This window comes from Streptomyces sp. NPDC127197 (assembly GCF_042672405.1).
In the GTDB taxonomy this organism is placed as follows: domain Bacteria; phylum Actinomycetota; class Actinomycetes; order Streptomycetales; family Streptomycetaceae; genus Streptomyces; species Streptomyces flavusporus.
In genome coordinates, this window is the sequence record NZ_JBHXVG010000041.1 from 20615 (window position 1) to 40661 (window position 20047).

The following is a 20047-nucleotide window of genomic DNA, read 5'->3' on the forward strand; positions in this document are numbered from 1 at the left end:
GCCGTGCGGGGACTCGCCGCCGAGCCTGGGCATCCCCCGGCGGTCCTACTCCTGATCGTCGGGAGATCTGGGCCCGGTGCCCAGTGGCACGGGCGCGGTTCTGCTCCGGCATGTCCGGCAGGGCCAAGGCCCGCAAACGGTGTCGGTTGCGTCGGTCCCGGCCCGCACGGCGGTGATATGAAAGGTATATGCGGGCATCGATCAGGCGATACCTGACTCCGCCGCGTCATCCGCCCACCGGACGTTCGCACGACCGTCGCGCTTCTCTGCTGAACCCGCACAGCGCAGCCGGGCAGGTGTTCCTTCTCCAGGTCGCGATCGTGGTGCTGTTGGTCGTGACTGCGGTGGCCGCCCTGCTGCTGCAGGCGGCAAACGACGCTCTGCAGCAGGGGCGCAGGGAGTCGGTCGTCGCGGCCCAGGCGTTCGCGAGTGCCCCCGATGTTGTCCAGGCGTTCCGCAGCCGGGACCCGACCGCGGTGCTGCAGCCGCGAGCCGAAGCGGCACGGAAGCGAGCGGGCGTGGATTTCATCGTTGCCGTGAGCACAGAGGGAATTCGTTATACGTACCCCTACCCGGAGGAGATCGGGAAGAAGTTCGTCGGCACCTTCGAACCGGCGCTGGAAGGGCGCACCGTCATCGAGCAGGCCGGCGGCCCGCCGCTACCCGCAGGCAAGGGCACGGCCGTGCAGGCTGTGGTGCCGGTGACCGACTCCCGCGGCACGGTCGTCGGCTTGGTCTCCGCAGGGATCACGGTCAAGAACGTGGCGAGACTGTGGATGCCACAGCTGCCGATCATTCTCGGTGCCGGCGCGGCGGCGCTCGTGCTGGCCACGACCGGTACGACCCTTGTGTCCCGGCGGCTGCGGCGGCAGACGCACGGTCTGGCGCCGGCGGAACTGGCGCAGATGTACGAACACCACGACGCCGTCCTGCACGCTGTGCGGGAAGGGGTGCTGATCACTGACGCCGACGGTCGACTGGTGCTGGCCAACGACGAGGCGCAACGACTGCTGGGCCTTCCGGCGGCGGCGCAGGGGCGCCATGTGCGGGAGCTGGGGCTGCCGGAGCACCTCGGGCGCCTGATCATGTCGCCCGAGGTGGTGACCGATGAGGTGCATCTCGCGGAGGACCGCTTGCTGGCGGTGAACAAGCGGCTCACGTTCCCGCACGCTGTCCAGGACGGCAGCGTGGTGACGTTGCGGGACACAACCGAGCTGGCTGCAGTCTCGGGGCGGGCCGAGGTGGCGCGGGAGCGACTGAAGCTGCTGTACGGGGCCGGGGTGCGGATCGGGACGACGCTGGATGTAACGCGTACGGCCCAGGAGCTGGCCGAAGTGGCCGCGCCGCAGTTCGCAGATGTCGTCACGGTGGATCTGCTGGATTCGGTGTTGCAGGGATCAGAGCCGACGGCCGAGGGATGGCGGCATCTTCGGCGGGTGGCGACCAGCGGCGAGCACCGGATGATGCCGGTGTTTCGTGTCGGCGAAGTGATCACGTACCTGCCGGGGACCCCACAGATGCGGACGCTGCCGGAGGGGCGGGGCGTACTGGAGGCGGATCTGCGGCAGGCTCACGGTTGGCAGGCGCAGGATCCGGATCGCGCCCGAGAGGCTCTGGAGCGCGGGTTGCACGCGCTGGTCACCGTGCCGCTGCGGGCGCGGGGAGTGCCGTTGGGCGTGGCGAACTTCTACCGGGCGGGTGACTCCCCGCCGTTCGAGCCGGAGGACGTGTCCTTCGCGGAGGAGCTGGCCGCGCGAGCCGCGGTGGCCCTCGACAACGCCCGGAGGTTCACCCGGGAACACGCGATGGCGGTAACGCTGCAGCGCAGTCTGCTGCCACGGGGGCAGCCGGACCAGGACGCGCTGGAGGTGGCCTGGCGATATCTGCCGGCGGAGGCGGGGGTGGGTGGTGACTGGTTCGACGTCATCCCGCTGCCGGGCGCACGAGTGGCGCTGGTGATGGGCGACGTCGTCGGTCACGGGCTGCACGCCGCGGCGACGATGGGACGACTGCGCACCGCGGTGCACAACTTCTCCACGCTCGACCTCCCCGTGGAGGAGGTGCTCGGGCACCTGGACGACCTCGTCGTACGCATGGACAACGAGGAGAGCACCGGCAATGCCACGGAGGGACACGACGGTGAGGGCGTGACGGGTGCGACATGTCTGTACGCGATCTACGACCCGACAGCGGGGGAATGCACGATGGCCCGTGCAGGACACCCCGACCCGGTGGTGGTGAGTCCGGACGGGACCGTCACCTTTTCCGACGCGCCGGCATCGGTCCCGCTCGGGCTGGGAGGCCACCCCTTCGAAACCGCCGAGTTGTACCTGCCCGAGGGTTCACAACTGGTCCTGTACACCAACGGCTTGGTGGAGGACCGCACCCGCGACCCGGACGTCGGGCTGGATACGCTGCGTCGGGCGTTGGACGGGGCCGCGGGGCGTACTGCGGAGGAGACGTGTCAGGCGGTGATCGATGCGTTGAAGCCGGCGCATTCCTCCGACGACATCGCGCTGCTCGTGGCACGTACCCGGCTGTTCCCGCCCTCGTGCGTGGCCCAGTGGGACGTGCCGTCGGACCCTGCGGTGGTGCCCTCGGTGCGGGCACACTGCACGGAGAAGTTGCGGGAGTGGGGTCTGGAGGACATCGGATTCACCACGGAGCTGATCGTCAGCGAGTTGCTCACGAACGCGATCCGGTACGGATCGCCGCCCGTCAGGGTGCGGCTTCTGTACGGGCACTGTCTGATCTGCGAAGTGTCGGACGGCAGCAGCACCTCGCCGCGCCTGCGGCGGGCGACGACCATGGACGAAGGCGGGCGGGGGCTGTTCCTCGTGGCGCAGTTCGCACAGCACTGGGGAACGCGGTACACACCCCGGGGCAAGGTCATCTGGGCGGAACAGAGCGCTCACGACGGCGCATCCGCCATCACGGGCCACACACCTGTCGACGTTCTGCTCGAGCAGTTCGGGGATCCTGCCCTGTGACTTGGACAGCCCTCTCGCCGGGGTGCGCGCACTGCCGCTCGCACCAGTTCTTTCCGCCGAGCCGGTCAAGCCTGCAGCAGCCGAAGAGAGGCGGGGAGGCGGGCCGAGCGCAAGTGTTGACCTGCTCCCTGGACCTCAGGCCAGGGAGCACGGCAAAGAAGCTCCCGCACCGGCCGTGCTGACACGCCTGAGCGGGCCCTCGTGTCACTTTCGCCAGAACAGGTGGTGCGTCACGCCGCTCGGGCTGGGCACGACATCCAGGTGGAACCGGTCGAGCAGCTCATCGGGTGACTCCCAGAGCCGTAGTCCGGAGCCGAGCTTCACCGGCGAGACCGCCACATGCATGGTGTCGACGAGGTCGGCGGCCAGGAACTGCCGGATCGTGGTCACCCCGCCGCCGAGTCTGACGTCCTTGCCCTGCGCCGCCTCCCGCGCCTGCTCGAGGACCGTGGCCGGGTCGCCGTCGACGAAGTGGAACGTGGTGTCGGAGAGCGTGAACGAAGGACGCTTGTGGTGGGTCATGACGAAGACCGGAGTGCGGAACGGGGGCTCGTCACCCCACCAGCCGCGCCACTCATGGTCGTGCCAGGGCCCGCGCTGGGGCCCGAACTTGTTGCGGCCCATGATCTCGGCGCCGATGTTGCGTGCGTAATCCCGCGTGAAGTAGTCGTCGAGGCCCCGGCTCCCCCCGGGGTCGGTGCGCATGGGCCAGCTCGCCGTGGCGCCGGCCCAGGCGAACAGCCTCTCGGGGGCGGCGTGGCCGAACGGACTCTCGAAGCTCTGGTCCTCGCCGGCACCGATCCCGTCACTCGAGACGTTGAAGTTCTGGACTCTCAGTAGCTGAGCCACGTGTTCCTCCTGTGTTGCCGATAACGGGGGTGAGACCCTCCGGGCCGGGAAAACTCATCGCCGCGCTCGTGACCGGCGAGAAATTGGGCTGCCCAAAGCTGTCCCGTGAGCGATCTCTGGTCCAGTCGGCAACGGGTGGCGGCCACGTCGCCCGTCGCCCATCCGGCGAGCATGAGGTTGTGCATCCGGGCGATTCCGCTCATCGCGTGATGGACACCGTCGTCGCGTAGCGGCGACCATCTGCGGGAAGTGACCTGCGACGACGCCCTCGCCTACATCAAGACACTGCACGGCCGCCAGCGACATGACCAACTCGCCGCCCTGCGCTCGCTGTTCGCCCTCGCGGCGGTCCACGCCGCCCGGGTCGCCCAGCTCGCCGTCCCGCTGATCAACAACCAGACCGCCAACACGACCGGCAGGGCCGGCAACCACTGGATCAGCGCCGCGATGCGCTGCGCGGACTCCGCACGGGCCCTGCTGGAGCGGCCCCTCAAGATCTCCTCGACAGCCTCCGCTTTCGCGAACTCTCGGAGGGGAGGGGATTCAGCGGGTGAGTGGGACGAACTCGGGCTGGTCGAGCAGGCGGAGCCAGCTTCCTTCAGGCCGGCGCCGGACGACCTGCGCCCGGCGCCGACCCGTCCTTCGGCGGGGTCGAGGTGAGGGCGATGTCGCCGCTGATCAGCGTCGGCAGCGGTTGTTCCGGCTCGAAGCGGGGACGGCTGGCCCGCGCCGGTTCTGCTACAGCCGGGGTCCGTCCGCAACAGTGAATGCTTCCACTGTGGTCAGGGCGTTGAACGCGGTACTGCCCGCGCCGCCGAGGGCATGGACGCAGGTTCTCGTCAGCCCGCGTGTGTTCTTGGGGCAGGGCGCGGTCGCCGATGCCAGGCCGTTGGCAGGGGTCGACAGCCGGGGCGGTGCCAGCCAGACACCCTGGGCGTTTGCGAGTGTGGTCGTCAGGGCAAGCAGGGGTGCCAACAACACGACGAGCAGCCAGCGCGAGATCTTCACGTGCCCGTTTGAGGCAGCAGCGCGACCTCACGGCGATGCGGGCGACCCGCTCGGAGGATCCCGCCACCCGCACGGGGTGACGGACTCAGCCACGCAGATGCCTGAGCGCCAGTCCGGGATCCGAGACCGCCGACCGGCGCCATGGGCCGGTGCACGACGGCATCGGCCACCTCCGGCCGACGAGCCGCGCGGACTTGCCCAGGCCATCACCTCTGCCGGGTGGGATCAACGGCCTTGAGCCGCTCGATCACCTGAGCCAGGGAGACGGTGAAGTCATCGAGCTGCCCCGGAGGCATGTCCGCGAACAGTACGGCGGCCAGGTCGTCGCGTCCCCCGCGGAGCCCGGTGGTGACCTCGCGCCCCCTGTCCGTGAGGGAGACGAGGGTCGCGCGCCGGTCGGTCGGGTGGGCCTCACGGACCACCAGTCCGTCCTCCTGCAGCGCGTCCAGAAGCCCGGTGACGTTGCGGGGCGTGACCCCCCGCCGACCGGCCAGCTTCCGCTGAGTCATCGGCCCCTCGTGGAACAGGGCCCACAGCACACCGGCGCGTGCCGTGGTCAGGCCGTGCTCGGCCACCCCGCGCTGCATCATGGCGCCCAGCACCTCGGCCAGCTCGAAGAGCCGGTCCAGTGAGACTCTGGCGGAAGAAGGTCGTATCGGCATATCGTGAAGTGACTTCACTATGTAGCACCTCCGCATATGAGAGTAGCCCCAGCGACGTCGCAGGATGCTGCCGCAGAGGGAGACGGTCACCATGACCCAGCGCATCAAGCACCCGGCCTTCGCCCGCTTCTACGCCAAGCCGGCCGGCCTGTCCGGCGAGGTCATCGAGGTCGGCGCAGGCAACGGACTGAACTTCCCCCACTACCCGCCCGAGGTGAAAGGGTCGTCGCCGTCGAACCGGAACCCCGTCTGCGCACTCTGGCCGAACAACAGGCCCCACCGCCCCCGTCCCGGTGGAGACACACGACGGCCGAGCCGAGCAACTGCCCTTCTCTGACGCCTCCTTCGACGCGGCGGTCGTCAGCATGACCTTCTGCTCCGTGGCCGATCCGCACACCACTCTCGCCGAACTCCACCGGGTTCTGCGGCCGGGCGGCCGGCTGCGGTTCTTCGAACACGTCCAGGCCGAATCGCCCGCAATGCGGTGCGTCCAGCGCGGGCTCGACGCCGCCGTCCGGCCCCGGCTGATGGGCGGCTGCCACACCGGCCGTGACACCCAGACGGCCATCACCGCCGCCGGCTTCACCGTTACCGCTGTCGACCGGTTCCCCTTTCCTGCCACCCGGAAGCCCTCACCGGCCGGCACCCACCTCCTCGGCACCGCCGAACGCCCCTACCCGGAAGGCACTCGATGACCACCTCGGACGACACGGCACAGTCCGTCCCGCTGGCGGACATGACCGCAGCCCACGCCTCGGTCACCCTCCTGGAACGCCTGGCCGACAAGCTCGGCGGCCGGGCCTCGGTGACAGCCGTCTACGGCGAGCCCGTGCTCAGCGAAGGCATCACCGTCATCCCGGTCGCCGAGGTCGGCTTCGGCTTCGGCGGCGGCGCGGGACGCGAAGTCGGCAAGGACAAGACCGGCGAGGGCGGAGGAGGCGGCGGTGGAGCGGGGGCCTGGCCCATCGGGTTCATCGAAATCAGGGACGGCACCGCGACGTACAAGCCTCTCCGGGATCCATGGGCGGATGTCGTCCTCCCACTCGCCGCCCTCCTGGTAGGCACAGCCCTCCCGCGTCTCGCCCGCCGCCTCGCCAAGCGCCGCATTCGCTGAGCTCGTCCTGCCTTTCGAGCGTGGGTCCGAGACGGTCATTCGTAAGATCGTCGGGCCCAGGGGTTCCGGGTATGGCTGTGAGCTTGTCGCTGTCCGATGGCTCAAAAGACTTGGCCGCCCGTGGCCCCGCGACGACTTGACCGCTGATGGGGACACGCGACTCGATCGCTGTTGCAGGACAACGTCGGCGAGGTCGTCTGCGGGACTGCGTGCTCATCGGTCTTCTGCTCAGCGACAACCAGCCGATGGTCCACCTCACCGGCATTGCCGTCCATCGGTCATCGGCCGCCTACCGGGGCCAGGGCAAACGGACGCGAAGGATGCCTTCGTCATCGTGGATCAGGCCCGCATGCGCAAGGACCTCGGCATGCTCCGGCCCGAGCGCAGTCCGCGCGCAGGGCGACGCCGAGGGCCAGGGCGGCGGGGGAGGAGCGCAGCGTGCGGAGGGACTCGCGCAGGACGGTGGTGGCGTCCGCCGCCTGGCGCCGGAGACGGTCCAGCCGTGCCCGCGGGTCGGGATCGGCGCTTGCGGCGTCGGCGAGATCGGCCATGCCGGCCCCGATGGCGAACAGCAGCGCCCACGCTGTCGTGGAGGTCGGCCGCGAGCGCTGCCGCTCCTCGTGGACCGCGATTTCCCGGGTGATCTCGGCGCCGGCGAGGTAGTCGTCGACCCATTCAGCCCGACCCGACTGGTGCACCTTGCCGGTCAGTCCCGTGCCGGGCGGCACCCGCAGCGCCCGGAGGATTCCCGTCCGCCGACCGATGAGCTGCTCGATGCTCAGCTCCTCCGTAGAGCCGGCCGAGCCGCCCACGCCACCTCCGAATCGCCCGCGAGGAGCGCGAGGGCGCGGCGCAGGGCCTCCCCGCGGTCCAGTCATGGCCCGCCGGCGGGTCACGGACCAGCGACTCGCCGCAGCGGGCTACCTCCGGGCCTTCTGCTCCCTGCCAGCCGCACCAGCATTCCGGCAGCGGAAGCTTCTGGCCTGAGGACGGCCGCGTGAGGCATTCAGTCCGTCAGGGGACGCAGCCGGCCACTCCAACGCTCGTCGTCGACCTCCCCGGGCTTCGCCAACTGGATACCAAAAGCGTTCTCCACCAGCCCCGGGACGCTGTGAAGAGGAGCGACGTGGCCAGGAACGAGCCCCAGCGGCCTCATGAACTCCTCAAGCCTCATCGGATCCTGCCCGGCCGGCTCGATCGCCTGGAGAGTGTGGAAGTCGACGATGACGTCGCTACGGACCGCGTATTTGAACCAGTGCATCGGCTTCTCGTTGTAGTGCAGCACGACAGCCTCGGTCCCAGCGGAGACGGCGCCCAGGATTCGCTCGTCCAGTCCGTGCATGCCGCCCTGCTCCCACGCCCACGTCCAGGAACCGTCGATGCCTGTGGTGACGACCGGTTCCTCATCGTCGAAAAGGTCATCGCCCAGGTCGTCCGACAGATCCATGGCATCACGAAGTGCCAGGGTCGACGGATCTACCCCCATGCGCGTGAGCAGCTCAACGGGCGGCAGACTCCGTACGAAGGTCAGCGTGTAGAAGGGAAAGTCGCCTTTCCGGAACAGGTCCAGGCCGCGGCCCATATCTGTACTCGTCATGCGGCGGATGCTGTCACACAGCACTGACACACAAGTCCGTGTCGGCTTACGGCTTGATGTCGTACAGAACGTTGAAAGGGTCGTCCGCCGTGGAGCGGGCCACGTCGCTGAAGCCTGCCTCGGCGCACATACTGCGTACGACCGCCTCGGGCATACCGCACGTTCCGAGGGCGGCTCCGCCGCTCGCGAGGGACGTGGTCATGCAGTAGAACATGCTGAACCCGTAGAACATCGTTGCGACGGGGCCCACGTTGTCCTCGGGACGGTCCCGGCAGTTGATCTCGAGCATCAGGTAGTCGCCGTCGTCCTTGACCGCAGCCCTGATGGCGGAAAGAAGCTGTTTCGGTTCAGCCGCGTCGTGGATGACGTCAAAGGTGGTGATCAGGTCGTAGCGCCCGGGAAGCCCCTGAGCGACATCCATCGTCTCGAAGGTCACCCGGTCGGCCACGCCGGCCTTCTCCGCGTTCTGCCGGGCACGTTCCACCTGGCCCGGGAAGTTGTCGAAGCTCGTGAAACGCGAGCGGGGAAACGCCTTGGCAAGCACGATCAGGGCGCGGCCCGCGCCACATCCCACGTCCGCGACGTCGATGCCCCGTTCCAGCCCCTCGACGACGTGGGGGAAGGTGCTCAGCCAGTCGTCGACCATCACGCTCTCGAACCAGCTGCCGGTGAAACGGCTCATGCCGTCCCACAGGATGTCCGGGTAGTCGCTCTGTGGTACGCCGCCTCCACTCCGGAACATCTCGCACAGCCGTTCGTACGGTGTCAGGGTGGCGGGGATCATCTGGTAGACGCCACCGAGGAACATGGGCCCTGATTCGTCGGCCAGGGCGGGGGCGTGTTCGGCGGGAAGGGCGAAGCGCCCGGGCTCCGGTTCCTCCAGATAGCCCGCGGCGGTGAGCCCACGCAGCCACTCGCGTACGTAACGCTCGTTCAGGTCCAGACGGTCCGCAAGCTCCTGGCTGCCGGCGGGGCCGCTGGTGGCGAGCTCCTTGAACAGGCCCAGCCGGTCGCCCAGGTGGCACAGACCGATCGTCATCGCTCCGCTGAGGTCCCCGAGCGCCTTCTCCATGAAGGCTTCGACCTTTGCCTCGTTCAACTCGCGCGGTGCCGCCATGATGTCCCTCCTGGCAAGTCGAGCACGATCGCGGAGAGCGACCGGCCCGGCAAGCCAAACACCGGGCTGCGCCCGTGTCCGCCCGCCACGGCGGGCCGCCGGCGAACTCCACTCCCCGGGCGGCGTCGGCGAGCGGCACGCGCGTACATACGAAGGCGCGGCAACCGCACGGTCATCCCCGCCCAGCCGACCAGCAGGCGTGTCAACTGCGGCGCAGCAGTCAGGGGCGGAGCCGCTGGGTCCTCGGTGGGGGAGCCTCACCCGGGCAGAGGGCGGCCCGCCGGGCAGGTGTCCCCAGCGCGAGCACCCCGCCACCCGGGTTCACAGTCGGTACAGGCGTCACACATATCCGAGTTGCCCGTCGGCGGACGGAGCCTGGTCGTCCGCTTGCGCGTGCGTCGGTTCTTCTGCGATCAGAGGCAGTGTCCACGTCGGACGCCGGGGTGCCGAGATGGTGGCCGGACGACCACGGGTTGTCTCATCCATGGCCGCCTCGCCGGCGAACCCCGGCCGCGCCGCACGCTCCTGAGTACGCCTACTCATGTCGACCCGAACCGGGCCGGGGACGATGGGCTGTGTCGACGTACGAAAGGCGGGGGCATGGGCAGATTTCTGGGGGCGGTGGTAGCGGTCGTGGCGGTGGCCGCAGCACTGGTCTTCGCATACGTTGCGGGGGCACCGCCCGCGGTGGTGTTCGCCGTCGGAGCGGGCGTGCTGAGCCTTCTATGGCTGCTGCTCCTGCTCACGCTGCCCTGGAACCTGTACTTCCGCGCGCATGCGGTGCTCGCCGAGATCGCGGTCAGCCGTGAGAAGGGCATGGAGGTCTCCCCGGCCCGGGATGCCGAGGCCGCGCACATCGTCCGCACGATGCTCCGGGCGGCGGTCGCGGGTCATGTCCTGACGGCGGCGGTTGTCGTCGCGGTCACCTGGGCGACGGGCGAGTTCACGGGGTACTGGTTCGCCGCGTTCTTCCTGCTGAGCACCTTCTTCCGTCCGGCCGGCGCTTACTTCGGCCAGCTCCGGCGGCGCCTGGGCACCCTCCTGAAGGACGTCACGTATCCGCGAGACGACGTCGTTGAGCTGCACGCCCGGCTGAACCGCGCCGAGGCCGGGACGCGGGTCCTGGAAGAGAAGGCGGAGGAACAGTACCGAGCCCTCGCCGAACTGCGCCGCACCGTGGACGCGCTGGCCATGAGCACGTACGAGCGGACCGAGGAGGCGGACCGCAGGATCGCCGCGCTGGGCAGGGAGTTCGAGTCCACGGTGAACCGCCTCACCGACAACCAGGAAATCATCGCGGGCGTGAAGGCGTTCCTGCGCCTGCTGCGCTCCACCGACGCGGCCGACGGCGCCCCGGCCTCCGGGTGACCGGGCCTCATAGCTCGATGCGCGGCCACGCCGCGTCATCCGCCCCCCTCGGTCTGGGGTAACCGATCGGTAACTGCTGAGGTGAGGTGAACCGGGGAGCCCGTGGCCACGTATAAGCGACTGAAGGTGATCACAGCGCCCGGAGTGGCCAGGTCACCCAACAGCTGTCTCTGTGGAGCTCAGGAGCAACGGTGGACACCTCGAAGCTGACCAGTCACCAACCTCTGGCCCTCGGGCTGTTTCGTGTCGTGATCGGATTTCTCTTCGCCTGTCAAGGGGCGGCGACCGTGTTCGGCTTGCTGGGCCGCAAGGCGACCGACGCGGGTGAGTGGCCCTACTGGTATGCCGGGCTGATCGAGCTGGTCTGTGGGGTGCTCGTCATGGTCGGCCTGGGTACGCGTTCCGCTGCCTTCCTGAGCTCGGGCGCCATGGCCTACGCCTACTTCACCGTCCACCAGAAGGATGGACTGTTCCCGTTGCAGAACGGCGGCGAGAGCCCGGCTCTGTACTGCTGGGCCTTTCTTTTGCTCGTCTTCACAGGGCCTGGAGCCCTGTCGGTGAGCGGTCTGCTCCGCGCACGTCGCCCCGCAGATGCTCCACAGCCCAGCCCTTCGTCCGTCTGACTCTGCGTTCATGCGGGAGTGCCCCCATTGGGCCGCCCCGCCGCGACGCGAAGGCTCACACGGGCGGTCCGCCGCAACCGACGCATGTTCCTCCACGTCCCACAGGACGTGACTGCCACCTCAGCCGACTCGACCACACAGGTGTGGCCGTACTGCGCGCACGGCTCCGGGGCGGACGGCGCGTCGGCTGTCGTGGCCGCATCGTCGAGCCGTACACCGTCTGCCTGGCCCATCTCACCGACGGCGACCGCTCCGCCTACCTCGCCGGGTTGCAGCCCGGCGTCGATCTCGATCACCGTGGTACGTCGTTCACCGAAGAACTGCTGAGCGAACTGCTCGCCGCACTCACAGGCCCTGGGCCTCCCGCAGGACGACCCGAAACCGCAGAGCACCGGCACTCTCACCGGCCGCACCATCGCCATGACCACAGACACCCCCGATCCGGCCAATCCCCATGGGCCGTATGCACAGCGGATGTCGACCGGGTGGTTCGAGAAGTCCATGCGGGTGGTGATCAACTCGGTGGTCTTCCGCTCCTCCGGCCAGGACCTGATCACGGCGGGCACGTACACGGAGATGGCCTCCCCTCTGGTGAGCCGACCCTGCTCGGCCTCGCCGTCCTTGCTGTGCGCGGCAGGGTGAAACGGTAGTCGGCGACCGCTGCACCGACTGGGCGCCGGGTCCCGGCACCACAACGGCCTTCCGCCTCGGGGAGAACTCCCGGCGGACGGCTCCGGGCCACCGTGGCCGGTGTCACCTGGCGAGACGGGGCGCTCACGATGCAAGAAGGTGCATGGCGCGTTCATACCTCGTCCCCCTGGCAACGAATACCTGGCAAGCAGGACGGTCGGTCGCCGCCAGCCCAGGGAGTGCGTATGACGGGACACCAGCTCGAGGTGATGGGCACCGCGGCCGTCCCTGGTACGGAGGAGACGCTCGCCCGGCTGCTCGCGGACGTCGCGAAGCTCGACGAGGTACCTCTCGACAGTCATTTCTTCAACGATCTGGGGGCCGACTCCCTGGTCATGGCGCACTTCTGCGCGCGTGTCAGGAAGCGGCCCGATCTGCCGTCGGTGTCGATGCGCGACATCTACCGGTACCCCACCATCAGCGCGCTGGCCGCGGCGATGGTGGACGGCGCACCTCAGGGCACGGCTCCGGGTACGCCGCCGGTTCCCGCCCCCGACACACGGCCACGGCCGCCGGCGGAACCGACAGGCCGTCCCCACTACGTGCTCTGCGGCGTCATGCAAGTGCTGTGCTACCTCGGCTACGCCTGCCTCCTCGCCGTCGTCACCGCCCGCGGCTATGACTGGATCTCGGGCGCGAGCGGCCTGCTGCAGGCCTACCTGCGGTCCGTTGTGTTCGGCGCCACGCTGCTGGTGGTCCTGTGCGCTCTGCCCGTGATCGTGAAGTGGCTGCTGATCGGCCGGTGGAAACCGCAGCGGATTCGCGTCTGGAGTCTGGTCTACGTCCGCTTCTGGCTGGTCAAGACGCTGGTCCGGTCGAGTCCGGTCCTGCTGTTCGCCGGGTCGCCGCTGTACCCGCTCTACCTCAGGGCGCTGGGTGCCCGGATCGGAAGGGGGGTGACCTTCCTCTCGCGCAGTATGCCTGTCTGCACCGACCTGCTGACGATCGGCGACGGCACGGTGGTCCGCAAGGACTCGCTGATCAGCTGCTACCGCGCACACGACGGTGTGATCGAGACGGGTCCGGTCACCCTGGGCCGGGACGCGGTCGTCAGTGAGGCGACGGTGCTGGACATCGGCACCTGTCTCGGCGACGGATCCCAGCTGGGCCACGCGTCCTCGCTGCACACCGGTCAGGAGGTCCCGGACGGCCGGCGCTGGCACGGGTCGCCGGCCCGGCCCACGGACGCCGACTTCCAGCCGGTCGAGCCCGCCCGCTGCGGCACCCTGCGGCGAGCGGTCCACGCAGTCCTGCTGATGCTCACCGCGATGCTGGTGTACGTGCCGCTGGCGGTGGGCTGTCTGGACGTGCTGCTCTCCCGCATCCTGGAGGGAAACACGGCGCTGGAGCAGGCGCAGACGTCCCCGGCCGGCTGGGTTTTCTACGTGGACGTGCTGGTGGTCACGGCCGTGATCTTTGCCTGCGCCGTGCCCGCCGCCCTCGCCGTCATGGCCACCGTCCCGCGGCTGCTCGGCCGGTTCGTCACCCCGGGCCGGACGTACCCGCTGTTCGGCTTCCACCATGCCGTGCACCGGGCGATCCTCCTGATGACCAACAGCAGGTTCCTCACCCGCCTGTTCGGCGACAGCACGTGCATCGTGCACTACCTGCGCTGGATCGGGTACGACCTCTGCCGCGTGGAGCAGACCGGGTCGAACTTCGGCACCCGGGTCAAGCACGAGAGCCCCTTCATGAGCAGGGTCGGCACGGGCACCATGGTCGCCGACGGCCTCTCCCTGATGAACGCCGACTACTCCAGCACGTCCTTCCGTCTGTCGCGGACCGCGATCGGAGCGCACAACTTCCTGGGGAACCGGGTCGCCTACCCCTCGCGCGGCAGGACCGGTGACAACTGCCTCCTGGCGACCAAGGTGATGGTCCCCGTCGACGGCCCGGTCCGGCACGACGTGGGACTGCTGGGGTCTCCCAGCTTCGAGATCCCACGGTCGGTGATGCGGGACAGCACCTTCGACGAGCTGACGAACGGGAACGGGCTGCGCCGCCGCCTGGCGGCCAAGAACCGGCACAACGCCGTCACAATGGCGTGCTTCCTGTTCGCGGGATGGCTGTACTTCTTCTGCATCACCCTGCTCTTCGCGTGCGCCGCGAGCCTCTACCCGCAGTGGGGTACGGCAGCCATCGCGCTCGCCAACGCCCTCGTACTGCCGTTCACCGTCCTGTACTTCATCCTGGTCGAACGGGCCGTGACGGCACTGCACCCTCCGGGACCGCTGTTCTGCTCGATCTACGACCGCCGCTTCTGGCAGCGTGAGCGGTACTGGAAAGTTCCCTCCGAGACGTATGTGCAGGTCCTCAACGGCACGCCGTTCAAGGGATTCGCGTGGCGCCTGCTCGGTGCAAGCGTCGGCACCAGGCTGTTCGACGACGGACTCAGCATCACCGAACGCGGGATGGTCACGATCGGGGACAGCTGCACGTTCAACGCGGGAAGCGTCGTCCAGCTCCACTCGCAGGAGGACGCCACGTTCAAGTCGGACCGCAGCGTGATCGGCTCCGGCTGCACCCTCGGCGTCGGAGCGTTCGTGCACTACGGCGTGCGGATCGGTGACGGTGCCGTGCTGGCGGCGGACTCCTTCCTGATGAAGGGCGAGACGGTCCCCGAGCGTGCTCGCTGGGCGGGGAATCCGGCTCGTCCCGCACCCGACGGCGGCGGAGGTGAAGGGTGATGGCGAGGGCGACGGCACCGACCGATGGCCGAACCCACGGCGGCGACGCACGGTCCGGCAGGGGACCCACGGCCGACGCCGCCGCGCAGGCCGGGGACGCCGCGCCCGCCGTCGGCGGCACACCGGCCGAGGGCGGTTTCACAGCCGTACCGCGGTGGACCCGTGCCCCGGTGCCCGGCACCGCCGAGCATGTCACTCCCGTCCCCGCAGCGGTGACGACGGCCCTGCACCGGCGGGCCCGGGAGCTGGGCGTGCCGCTCACGGCGGTGTTCCTGGCCGCGCACGCCAAGGTGCTCGCCACACTCTCCGGCGACCCCGTCGTCCGCACCGGCTACCTGTCCACGGCGGGCACCACGCCCCTCCCCATCCAGTTGGCCGTCGGGCCCGGTACCTGGCGCCAACTGCTGCTGGCATCCCACCGGGCCGAATCAAGGCTGCTGCCGTCCCGGACCAGCTCGTCGGCCGACGCGCCGCCGCGCACCGGCGGGACCGCACCCCGCCCCGAGGCCGTGTTCGACCCGACCGGACGCGGGCCCGCGGGCGAGAACGGCACCGTTCTCATGGTGACGGCGGCGGAGCAGGACGGCCGACGTGTTGTGCGCCTGCGCTACCGGACCGACCTGCTGGACGCGGACTGCGCGGCCCGGATCGCCGGATACCACCTCGCCGCTCTCGAACAGATCGCCGCCGACCCGGACGCCCCGCACCACCGGTGCAGTCTGCTGTCGGCCGAGGAGATCCGGTTCCAGATCGATGGACTCGCCGGTCCGCGCCGGGATCTGCCCGACCGGCGCTGCCACGAACTGTTCGAAGAGCACGTGCGCAGCCATCCGGGCGCCGTCGCCGCCGTGCACCGCGACCGGCAGTGGACGTACGGGGAACTGAACGTGCGGGCCAACCGGCTGGCCCGTGCCCTGCTGGCGCAGGGGCTGCGCCCCGAGGACACGGTCGCGGTGGTGACCGGGCGCGACCTGAACTGGCTGGCCGGCGTGCTCGCCGTCTTCAAGGCAGGCGGCGCGTACCTCCCCATCGACCCGCACTACCCGCCCGGGCGCATGACCACCATGCTCACCCGCGCCGCTTGCGGGTTCGTGCTCACCGAGCCGGGCGCCACCACGCACCTGGACCGGGCGCTGGACGTACTGCCCGGCACCCGTACGCTGCTCGTCCCGGACATCACCGAGCGGGCCACCGACGGAACCGACCCGGGGGTCGAGGTGCCGGCCGACCGGCTTGCGTACGTGTTCTTCACCTCCGGCTCGACCGGTGAGCCCAAGGGCGCGATGTGCGAGCACGCGGGCCTGCTCAACCACCTGTACGCCAAGATCGACGACCTGGACATCGGTGCGGGCACGGTCGTGGCGCAGACCGCCTCGCAGTGCTTCGACATCTCGCTGTGGCAGCTGCTCGCAGGCCTGCTGACCGGGGGCCGGACCCTGCTGGTCGAACAGGACGCGATCCTCGACGCCGACCGGTTCCTCGACACGATCGTCAAGGGCCGGGTCGGCGTACTCCAGGTCGTGCCCTCGTACCTCGACGTCATCTTGTCCGCCCTCGAACGCGCCCCGCGCGACCTGCCGGACCTGCGGTGCGTGTCGGTCACGGGGGAGGCGCTCAAGAGTGAGCTGGCCCAGCGGTGGTTCACCACCGGGCCCGGGATCCGTCTGGTCAACGCCTACGGACTGACCGAGACGTCCGACGACACCAACCACGAGGTGATGGACCGCGCGCCCACCGCCGACCGGGTCCCGCTCGGCCGGCCCGTCAACAACGTCCGCGTGTACGTCGTCGACGACAACCTGATGCTGGTCCCGCTCGGCGCCCCCGGTGCCATCGTCTTTTCCGGTGTCTGCGTCGGCCGCGGGTACGTCAACGACCCCGAGCGGACCCGGCTCGCCTATCTGGCCGATCCGTACCGTCCGGGGCAACGGCTCTACCGGGGAGGCGACTTCGGCCGCTGGCTGCCCGACGGGAAGCTCGAATACCTCGGCCGCAGGGACGCGCAGGTGAAGATCCGCGGGTTCCGCGTCGAGATCGGCGAGATCGAGAACACGCTGCTCCGGGTCCCCGGCGTCCGCGACGGCGCGGTGGTGGTGACGGGGGAGGGGCACGGCAGGCAACTGGCCGCCTTCTACACGAGCAGGAAGACCCTGACCGCCGAGGACGTCCGCGAGCGGCTCGGCGACCTGCTTCCCGAATACCTGGTCCCGGCCTCCTTCCACCAGGTGGCGCGCCTGCCGCTCACGGCCAACGGCAAGACCGACACGAAGGCGCTGGCGGCGCTGGCGGAGGAACTCGACACGTCCGGCGACGCCTACCAGGCACCCAGGACGCCGACCGAACAGCGGCTGGCGGAGAAGTTCGCGACAGTCCTCGGCATGCCGACCGATCGCATCGGCCGGGGCGACAACTTCTTCGACCTGGGCGGCACCTCCCTGTCGGCCGTCCGGCTCGCGGTATCCCTCGACCGCCTGATCTCTCTGCGTGACCTCACCCGCCATCCGGTGCTGGCCGAGCTGGCCGGTCTCATCGACACCCGGACATCGGGCCCGCCCGGAACGGGCGCCGAGGCACGGCGGGTCCTTCGGCCACTGCTGCCCTCGAACGGCCCCGCGCGGGCCGCCCTGGTCTGCTTTCCCGACACCGGTGGGACCGGCGCGGAATTCCTGCCGCTGGCCGAAGTACTGCGCGGCAGCGCCAACGGCAGTGGACCGACGGTCCACATCGCCGCGCAGCCGGACGCGGCACGGGTCGCCGCGGAGACCGGCCGGCTCGGCGCGCCCGGCATCCTGCTGTGGGGCGACGGCTCGGGCGCGTCGCCGGCCGTGGAGGCGGCCCGGATGCTGCAGCAGCACGGGGTCCCGGTCCTTGGCGTGTTCCTTTCCGTGCGGTCCCCCTTCGGCCTGCCGCATGACGCGGAGCAGCTGACAGCCCCCGTCACCGTGCTGGTCGCCGCCGACACGCCCGGTGACGCCGTAGCCGGCAGCGAGGCAGGCGAGGCGGCGATGGCCCGCCGGGCACCCGGCGACTGGCGTTTCCTGGCCGAGCACGTCGACGTGCGGGACGTACCCGGCGGCGGCCGCCACTTCCTGCGCACCCGCCCCGCGGAGGCCGCCGAGACCCTGGTCCGAGCCGCCTTCCCGCAGGCCGAGCCGTGAATCCGCGCATCCCGAGGAGAACCCCATGCTGTCCGCACTGTTCCGCAAGCACCCGGCCCCCGTCGCGCCGCCTCCGCCCGCCGGGAGCACCACGCCTCGGGCCCCTGGCGAGCCGCCGGTTCTCCAGGCCGAGGCCGCCTCGGACGCGGCGGCCTGGGTGGCCGTCCGGCGCGACACGCTGCGCGACCTCGTCGCCGAGCACGGCGCTGTGACGGTCCGGGGCCTCGGTCTGCGCACTCCGGCCGACGTCGAGCCGGTCCTCCACCAGGTGGCCGACCGTCCGGCGACCGAGCGGGAGGCGTTCGCCGCCCGCGACCGCCACGCGGAGGGCGTCTACTCGTCGTCGGCGTGGCCGCCCAACCAGCCCATGTGCATGCACCACGAGCTCAGTTACGCGCTGGAGTTCCCCGGCCTGATGCTGTTCGCGTGCCTTCAGCCGCCCACCGCGGGCGGTGCCACCGCCGTGGCCGACTCGGCCGCCGTGCTGCAGGCGCTGCCGGCCGAACTCGTCGACCGGTTCGAGCGGGAAGGCTGGCTGCTCACCCGCACCTACACCAACGAGATCGGTGCCACGCTGAGCCAGTCCTTCGGCACCGAGGACCGCGACGCCATCGAGGCGTACTGCCGTGCCAACGCCGTCGACTGGTCCTGGCAGCCGGACGGCTCGCTGCGCACCCGGCAGCACCGACGCGCCGTGGTGCGGCACCCGGTCTCCGGCCGGCGCTGCTGGTTCAACCAGATCGCGTTTCTCAACGAGTGGACGATGGCGCCCGAAGTACGGGAGTTCCTCATCGAGGAGTACGGCCCCGACGACCTTCCCTTCAACACCCGCTACGGCAACGGCGACCCCGTGCTCCGGGACGTCGTCGAGCAGATCAACAACGCCTACGACGCGCACACCGTACGCCGGGCCTGGCACTCCGGAGACCTGATGCTCGTGGACAACATCCGCACCGCGCACAGCCGGGACGCGTACGAAGGGCCGCGGAACGTGGTGGTCGCCATGGCGGACCCGGTGCGTCAGGACCACCCCGCGGCGTCGACCGGGAGGGCAGCGGCATGATCACGGTGCGTCCCGCCCCCGAGAAAGCGGCCCGGGCCGAGGTACCGGCCGTACCGTCCTTCGCCGTCATCCCCGGGACCCAGGTCAAGAGCGTCCTCGACGGACGTGAGAAGGCTGTGGTGGAGGTGGTCGAGGCGACGTACCGCCTGCACGGGGCAGGCCGTACGGTCAACCCGCCGTCCTCCTTCCTGCGCTTCCCCGACCGGCCGTCGTCGCGAATCATCGCCCTGCCCGCCTCGCTCGGCGGCGAGAGCCGGGTGGACGGCCTGAAGTGGATCTCCAGCTTCCCCGCCAATGTCGAGTCGGGCATCCCCAGGGCGTCGGCGGTGCTCATCCTCAACGACCCGGTCACGGGCTACCCCTTCGCGTGCCTGGAGAGCTCGATCATCAGCGCCGCCAGGACCGCCGCGTCCGCCGCTTCGGCGGCCGACCGGCTCAGCAGGGGACGACCGCGCCCCGCCCGCCTGGGGTTCGTCGGGGCCGGTCTGATCGCCCGGTACATCCACACGTACCTGGAGGGCACCGGCTGGTCCTTCGACGCCATCGGTGTGCACGACGTGTCCGCCGACAGCGCGGCGGGGTTCCGGACGTACCTGGAGCAGTCAGGAGCGGTCGGACGCGTCACTGTGCACGGCAGCGCGCGGGAGCTGATCCGCCACAGCGACCTGATCGTCTTCGCCACCGTCGCCGACCGGCCGCACATCGACGAGCCGTCGTGGTTCCGCCACAACCCGGTGGTGCTGCACGTGTCACTGCGCGACCTCGCGCCGCAGGTGCTGCTGTCGGCCACCAATGTCGTCGACGACATCGACCACTGCCTCAGGGCCGCCACCTCACCGCACCTCACGGAAAGCCTCACCGGCAACCGCCACTTCCTGCTCGGCACGCTGGACGACGTGATGGCCGGCCGGGTGACAGTGCCGGCCGACCGGCCGGTGGTGTTCTCGCCGTTCGGCCTCGGCGTGCTCGACCTCGCGGTCGGCAAGTTCGTCTACGAGGAGGTGGCACGCTCCGGCGAACTGCGGATCATCGACAACTTCTTCCATGAACTGCGCCGGTACGGCTGAGGACGGCTCACCACCCGCCGTCCGGCCGGTGTTCCGGTCACGGACTCGGAGGCC

The 20047-nt window shown here is 70.0% G+C and carries 16 protein-coding genes and 3 pseudogenes; 11 read left to right on the plus strand and 8 right to left on the minus strand.

Annotated elements, in window-relative coordinates:
* Positions 1-188: 188 nt before the first annotated feature.
* Positions 189-2990, plus strand: coding sequence for a SpoIIE family protein phosphatase (locus ACFVJQ_RS37745; RefSeq protein WP_385790215.1), 2802 nt, complete (start codon positions 189-191; stop codon positions 2988-2990).
* A 204-nt stretch (positions 2991-3194) separates the two neighbouring features.
* On the opposite strand, the gene ACFVJQ_RS37750 is transcribed toward ACFVJQ_RS37745, so the two are convergent.
* The 5 genes and pseudogenes from ACFVJQ_RS37750 to ACFVJQ_RS37770 all read right to left on the minus strand — a co-directional run bounded on the left by ACFVJQ_RS37750 (position 3195) and on the right by ACFVJQ_RS37770 (position 5509).
* A complete protein-coding gene (locus ACFVJQ_RS37750) occupies positions 3195-3839 on the minus strand; it encodes a dihydrofolate reductase family protein (RefSeq protein ID WP_385512139.1) in 645 nt (214 codons plus the stop codon).
* Between the two features lie 161 nt (positions 3840-4000).
* Positions 4001-4084: pseudogene (locus tag ACFVJQ_RS37755) on the minus strand (IS5/IS1182 family transposase); the annotation flags it as partial.
* Between the two features lie 298 nt (positions 4085-4382).
* A pseudogene (locus ACFVJQ_RS37760) lies at positions 4383-4566 on the minus strand (DUF4440 domain-containing protein); the annotation flags it as partial.
* An 11-nt stretch (positions 4567-4577) separates the two neighbouring features.
* Positions 4578-4847 carry a hypothetical protein gene (locus tag ACFVJQ_RS37765; protein WP_385790265.1) on the minus strand — a complete coding sequence of 90 codons (270 nt, stop codon included), beginning with the start codon at positions 4845-4847 and terminating at the stop codon, positions 4578-4580.
* A gap of 206 nt (positions 4848-5053) precedes the next feature.
* Positions 5054-5509, minus strand: coding sequence for a MarR family winged helix-turn-helix transcriptional regulator (locus ACFVJQ_RS37770; protein WP_385790217.1), 456 nt, complete (start codon positions 5507-5509; stop codon positions 5054-5056).
* 91 nt (positions 5510-5600) lie between these two features.
* On the opposite strand from ACFVJQ_RS37770, the gene ACFVJQ_RS37775 reads away from it, so the two are divergent.
* The 3 genes from ACFVJQ_RS37775 to ACFVJQ_RS37785 are packed head-to-tail and all read left to right on the plus strand — an operon-like array spanning position 5601 to position 6623.
* On the plus strand, positions 5601-5846 hold the full coding sequence (locus ACFVJQ_RS37775) for a hypothetical protein (protein WP_385512143.1): 246 nt from the start codon (positions 5601-5603) through the stop codon (positions 5844-5846).
* A complete protein-coding gene (locus ACFVJQ_RS37780; protein WP_385790219.1) occupies positions 5803-6204 on the plus strand; it encodes a class I SAM-dependent methyltransferase in 402 nt (133 codons plus the stop codon). The genes ACFVJQ_RS37775 and ACFVJQ_RS37780 overlap by 44 nt, the downstream gene beginning before the upstream one ends.
* Entirely contained in the window at positions 6201-6623 is a 423-nt protein-coding gene (locus ACFVJQ_RS37785; protein WP_385790221.1) for a spore germination protein GerW family protein, read from the plus strand. Before ACFVJQ_RS37780 ends, ACFVJQ_RS37785 begins: the two co-directional genes overlap by 4 nt.
* A gap of 329 nt (positions 6624-6952) precedes the next feature.
* Here the strand turns inward: ACFVJQ_RS37785 and ACFVJQ_RS37790 are convergent, their stop codons facing one another.
* From ACFVJQ_RS37790 to ACFVJQ_RS37800, 3 genes are all read right to left on the minus strand, one after another.
* Positions 6953-7435: a hypothetical protein gene (locus tag ACFVJQ_RS37790; protein WP_385790223.1), complete on the minus strand. Its 483-nt coding sequence runs from the start codon at positions 7433-7435 to the stop codon at positions 6953-6955.
* Positions 7436-7629: 194 nt separating this feature from the next.
* The gene (locus ACFVJQ_RS37795) at positions 7630-8205 is read right to left on the minus strand and encodes a DUF6461 domain-containing protein (RefSeq protein ID WP_385790225.1); all 576 of its coding nucleotides are present in this window, start codon (positions 8203-8205) and stop codon (positions 7630-7632) included.
* A 61-nt stretch (positions 8206-8266) separates the two neighbouring features.
* A complete protein-coding gene (locus tag ACFVJQ_RS37800) occupies positions 8267-9337 on the minus strand; it encodes a methyltransferase domain-containing protein (RefSeq protein WP_385790227.1) in 1071 nt (356 codons plus the stop codon).
* 600 nt (positions 9338-9937) lie between these two features.
* Here ACFVJQ_RS37800 and ACFVJQ_RS37805 point away from each other — a divergent pair.
* The 7 genes and pseudogenes from ACFVJQ_RS37805 to sbnB all read left to right on the plus strand — a co-directional run bounded on the left by ACFVJQ_RS37805 (position 9938) and on the right by sbnB (position 19993).
* Entirely contained in the window at positions 9938-10705 is a 768-nt protein-coding gene (locus tag ACFVJQ_RS37805) for a hypothetical protein (protein WP_385790229.1), read from the plus strand.
* Between the two features lie 191 nt (positions 10706-10896).
* A complete protein-coding gene (locus ACFVJQ_RS37810) occupies positions 10897-11328 on the plus strand; it encodes a DoxX family protein (protein WP_385512153.1) in 432 nt (143 codons plus the stop codon).
* A gap of 357 nt (positions 11329-11685) precedes the next feature.
* Positions 11686-11978: pseudogene (locus tag ACFVJQ_RS37815) on the plus strand (pentapeptide repeat-containing protein); the annotation flags it as partial.
* 225 nt (positions 11979-12203) lie between these two features.
* Positions 12204-14705 carry a Pls/PosA family non-ribosomal peptide synthetase gene (locus ACFVJQ_RS37820; protein WP_385790231.1) on the plus strand — a complete coding sequence of 834 codons (2502 nt, stop codon included), beginning with the start codon at positions 12204-12206 and terminating at the stop codon, positions 14703-14705.
* Positions 14705-17863, plus strand: coding sequence for an amino acid adenylation domain-containing protein (locus tag ACFVJQ_RS37825; RefSeq protein ID WP_385790233.1), 3159 nt, complete (start codon positions 14705-14707; stop codon positions 17861-17863). Before ACFVJQ_RS37820 ends, ACFVJQ_RS37825 begins: the two co-directional genes overlap by 1 nt.
* Positions 17864-17888: 25 nt before the next feature.
* Positions 17889-18926, plus strand: coding sequence for a TauD/TfdA family dioxygenase (locus tag ACFVJQ_RS37830; protein WP_385790235.1), 1038 nt, complete (start codon positions 17889-17891; stop codon positions 18924-18926).
* Positions 18923-19993: a 2,3-diaminopropionate biosynthesis protein SbnB gene (sbnB, locus tag ACFVJQ_RS37835; RefSeq protein ID WP_224735833.1), complete on the plus strand. Its 1071-nt coding sequence runs from the start codon at positions 18923-18925 to the stop codon at positions 19991-19993. Before ACFVJQ_RS37830 ends, sbnB begins: the two co-directional genes overlap by 4 nt.
* Positions 19994-20047: the final 54 nt, after the last annotated feature.

What these genes read in the sequence shown, in the direction of transcription:
- ACFVJQ_RS37745 (WP_385790215.1), top strand. Translation starts at nt 189, where the DNA reads ATGCGGGCATCGATCAGGCGATACCTGACTCCGCCGCGTCATCCGCCC.
- ACFVJQ_RS37770 (WP_385790217.1), bottom strand. Translation starts at nt 5,509, where the DNA reads ATGCCGATACGACCTTCTTCCGCCAGAGTCTCACTGGACCGGCTCTTC.
- ACFVJQ_RS37775 (WP_385512143.1), top strand. Translation starts at nt 5,601, where the DNA reads ATGACCCAGCGCATCAAGCACCCGGCCTTCGCCCGCTTCTACGCCAAG.
- ACFVJQ_RS37785 (WP_385790221.1), top strand. Translation starts at nt 6,201, where the DNA reads ATGACCACCTCGGACGACACGGCACAGTCCGTCCCGCTGGCGGACATG.
- ACFVJQ_RS37795 (WP_385790225.1), bottom strand. Translation starts at nt 8,205, where the DNA reads ATGGGCCGCGGCCTGGACCTGTTCCGGAAAGGCGACTTTCCCTTCTAC.
- ACFVJQ_RS37800 (WP_385790227.1), bottom strand. Translation starts at nt 9,337, where the DNA reads ATGGCGGCACCGCGCGAGTTGAACGAGGCAAAGGTCGAAGCCTTCATG.
- ACFVJQ_RS37805 (WP_385790229.1), top strand. Translation starts at nt 9,938, where the DNA reads ATGGGCAGATTTCTGGGGGCGGTGGTAGCGGTCGTGGCGGTGGCCGCA.
- ACFVJQ_RS37820 (WP_385790231.1), top strand. Translation starts at nt 12,204, where the DNA reads ATGACGGGACACCAGCTCGAGGTGATGGGCACCGCGGCCGTCCCTGGT.
- ACFVJQ_RS37825 (WP_385790233.1), top strand. Translation starts at nt 14,705, where the DNA reads ATGGCGAGGGCGACGGCACCGACCGATGGCCGAACCCACGGCGGCGAC.
- ACFVJQ_RS37830 (WP_385790235.1), top strand. Translation starts at nt 17,889, where the DNA reads ATGCTGTCCGCACTGTTCCGCAAGCACCCGGCCCCCGTCGCGCCGCCT.
- sbnB (WP_224735833.1), top strand. Translation starts at nt 18,923, where the DNA reads ATGATCACGGTGCGTCCCGCCCCCGAGAAAGCGGCCCGGGCCGAGGTA.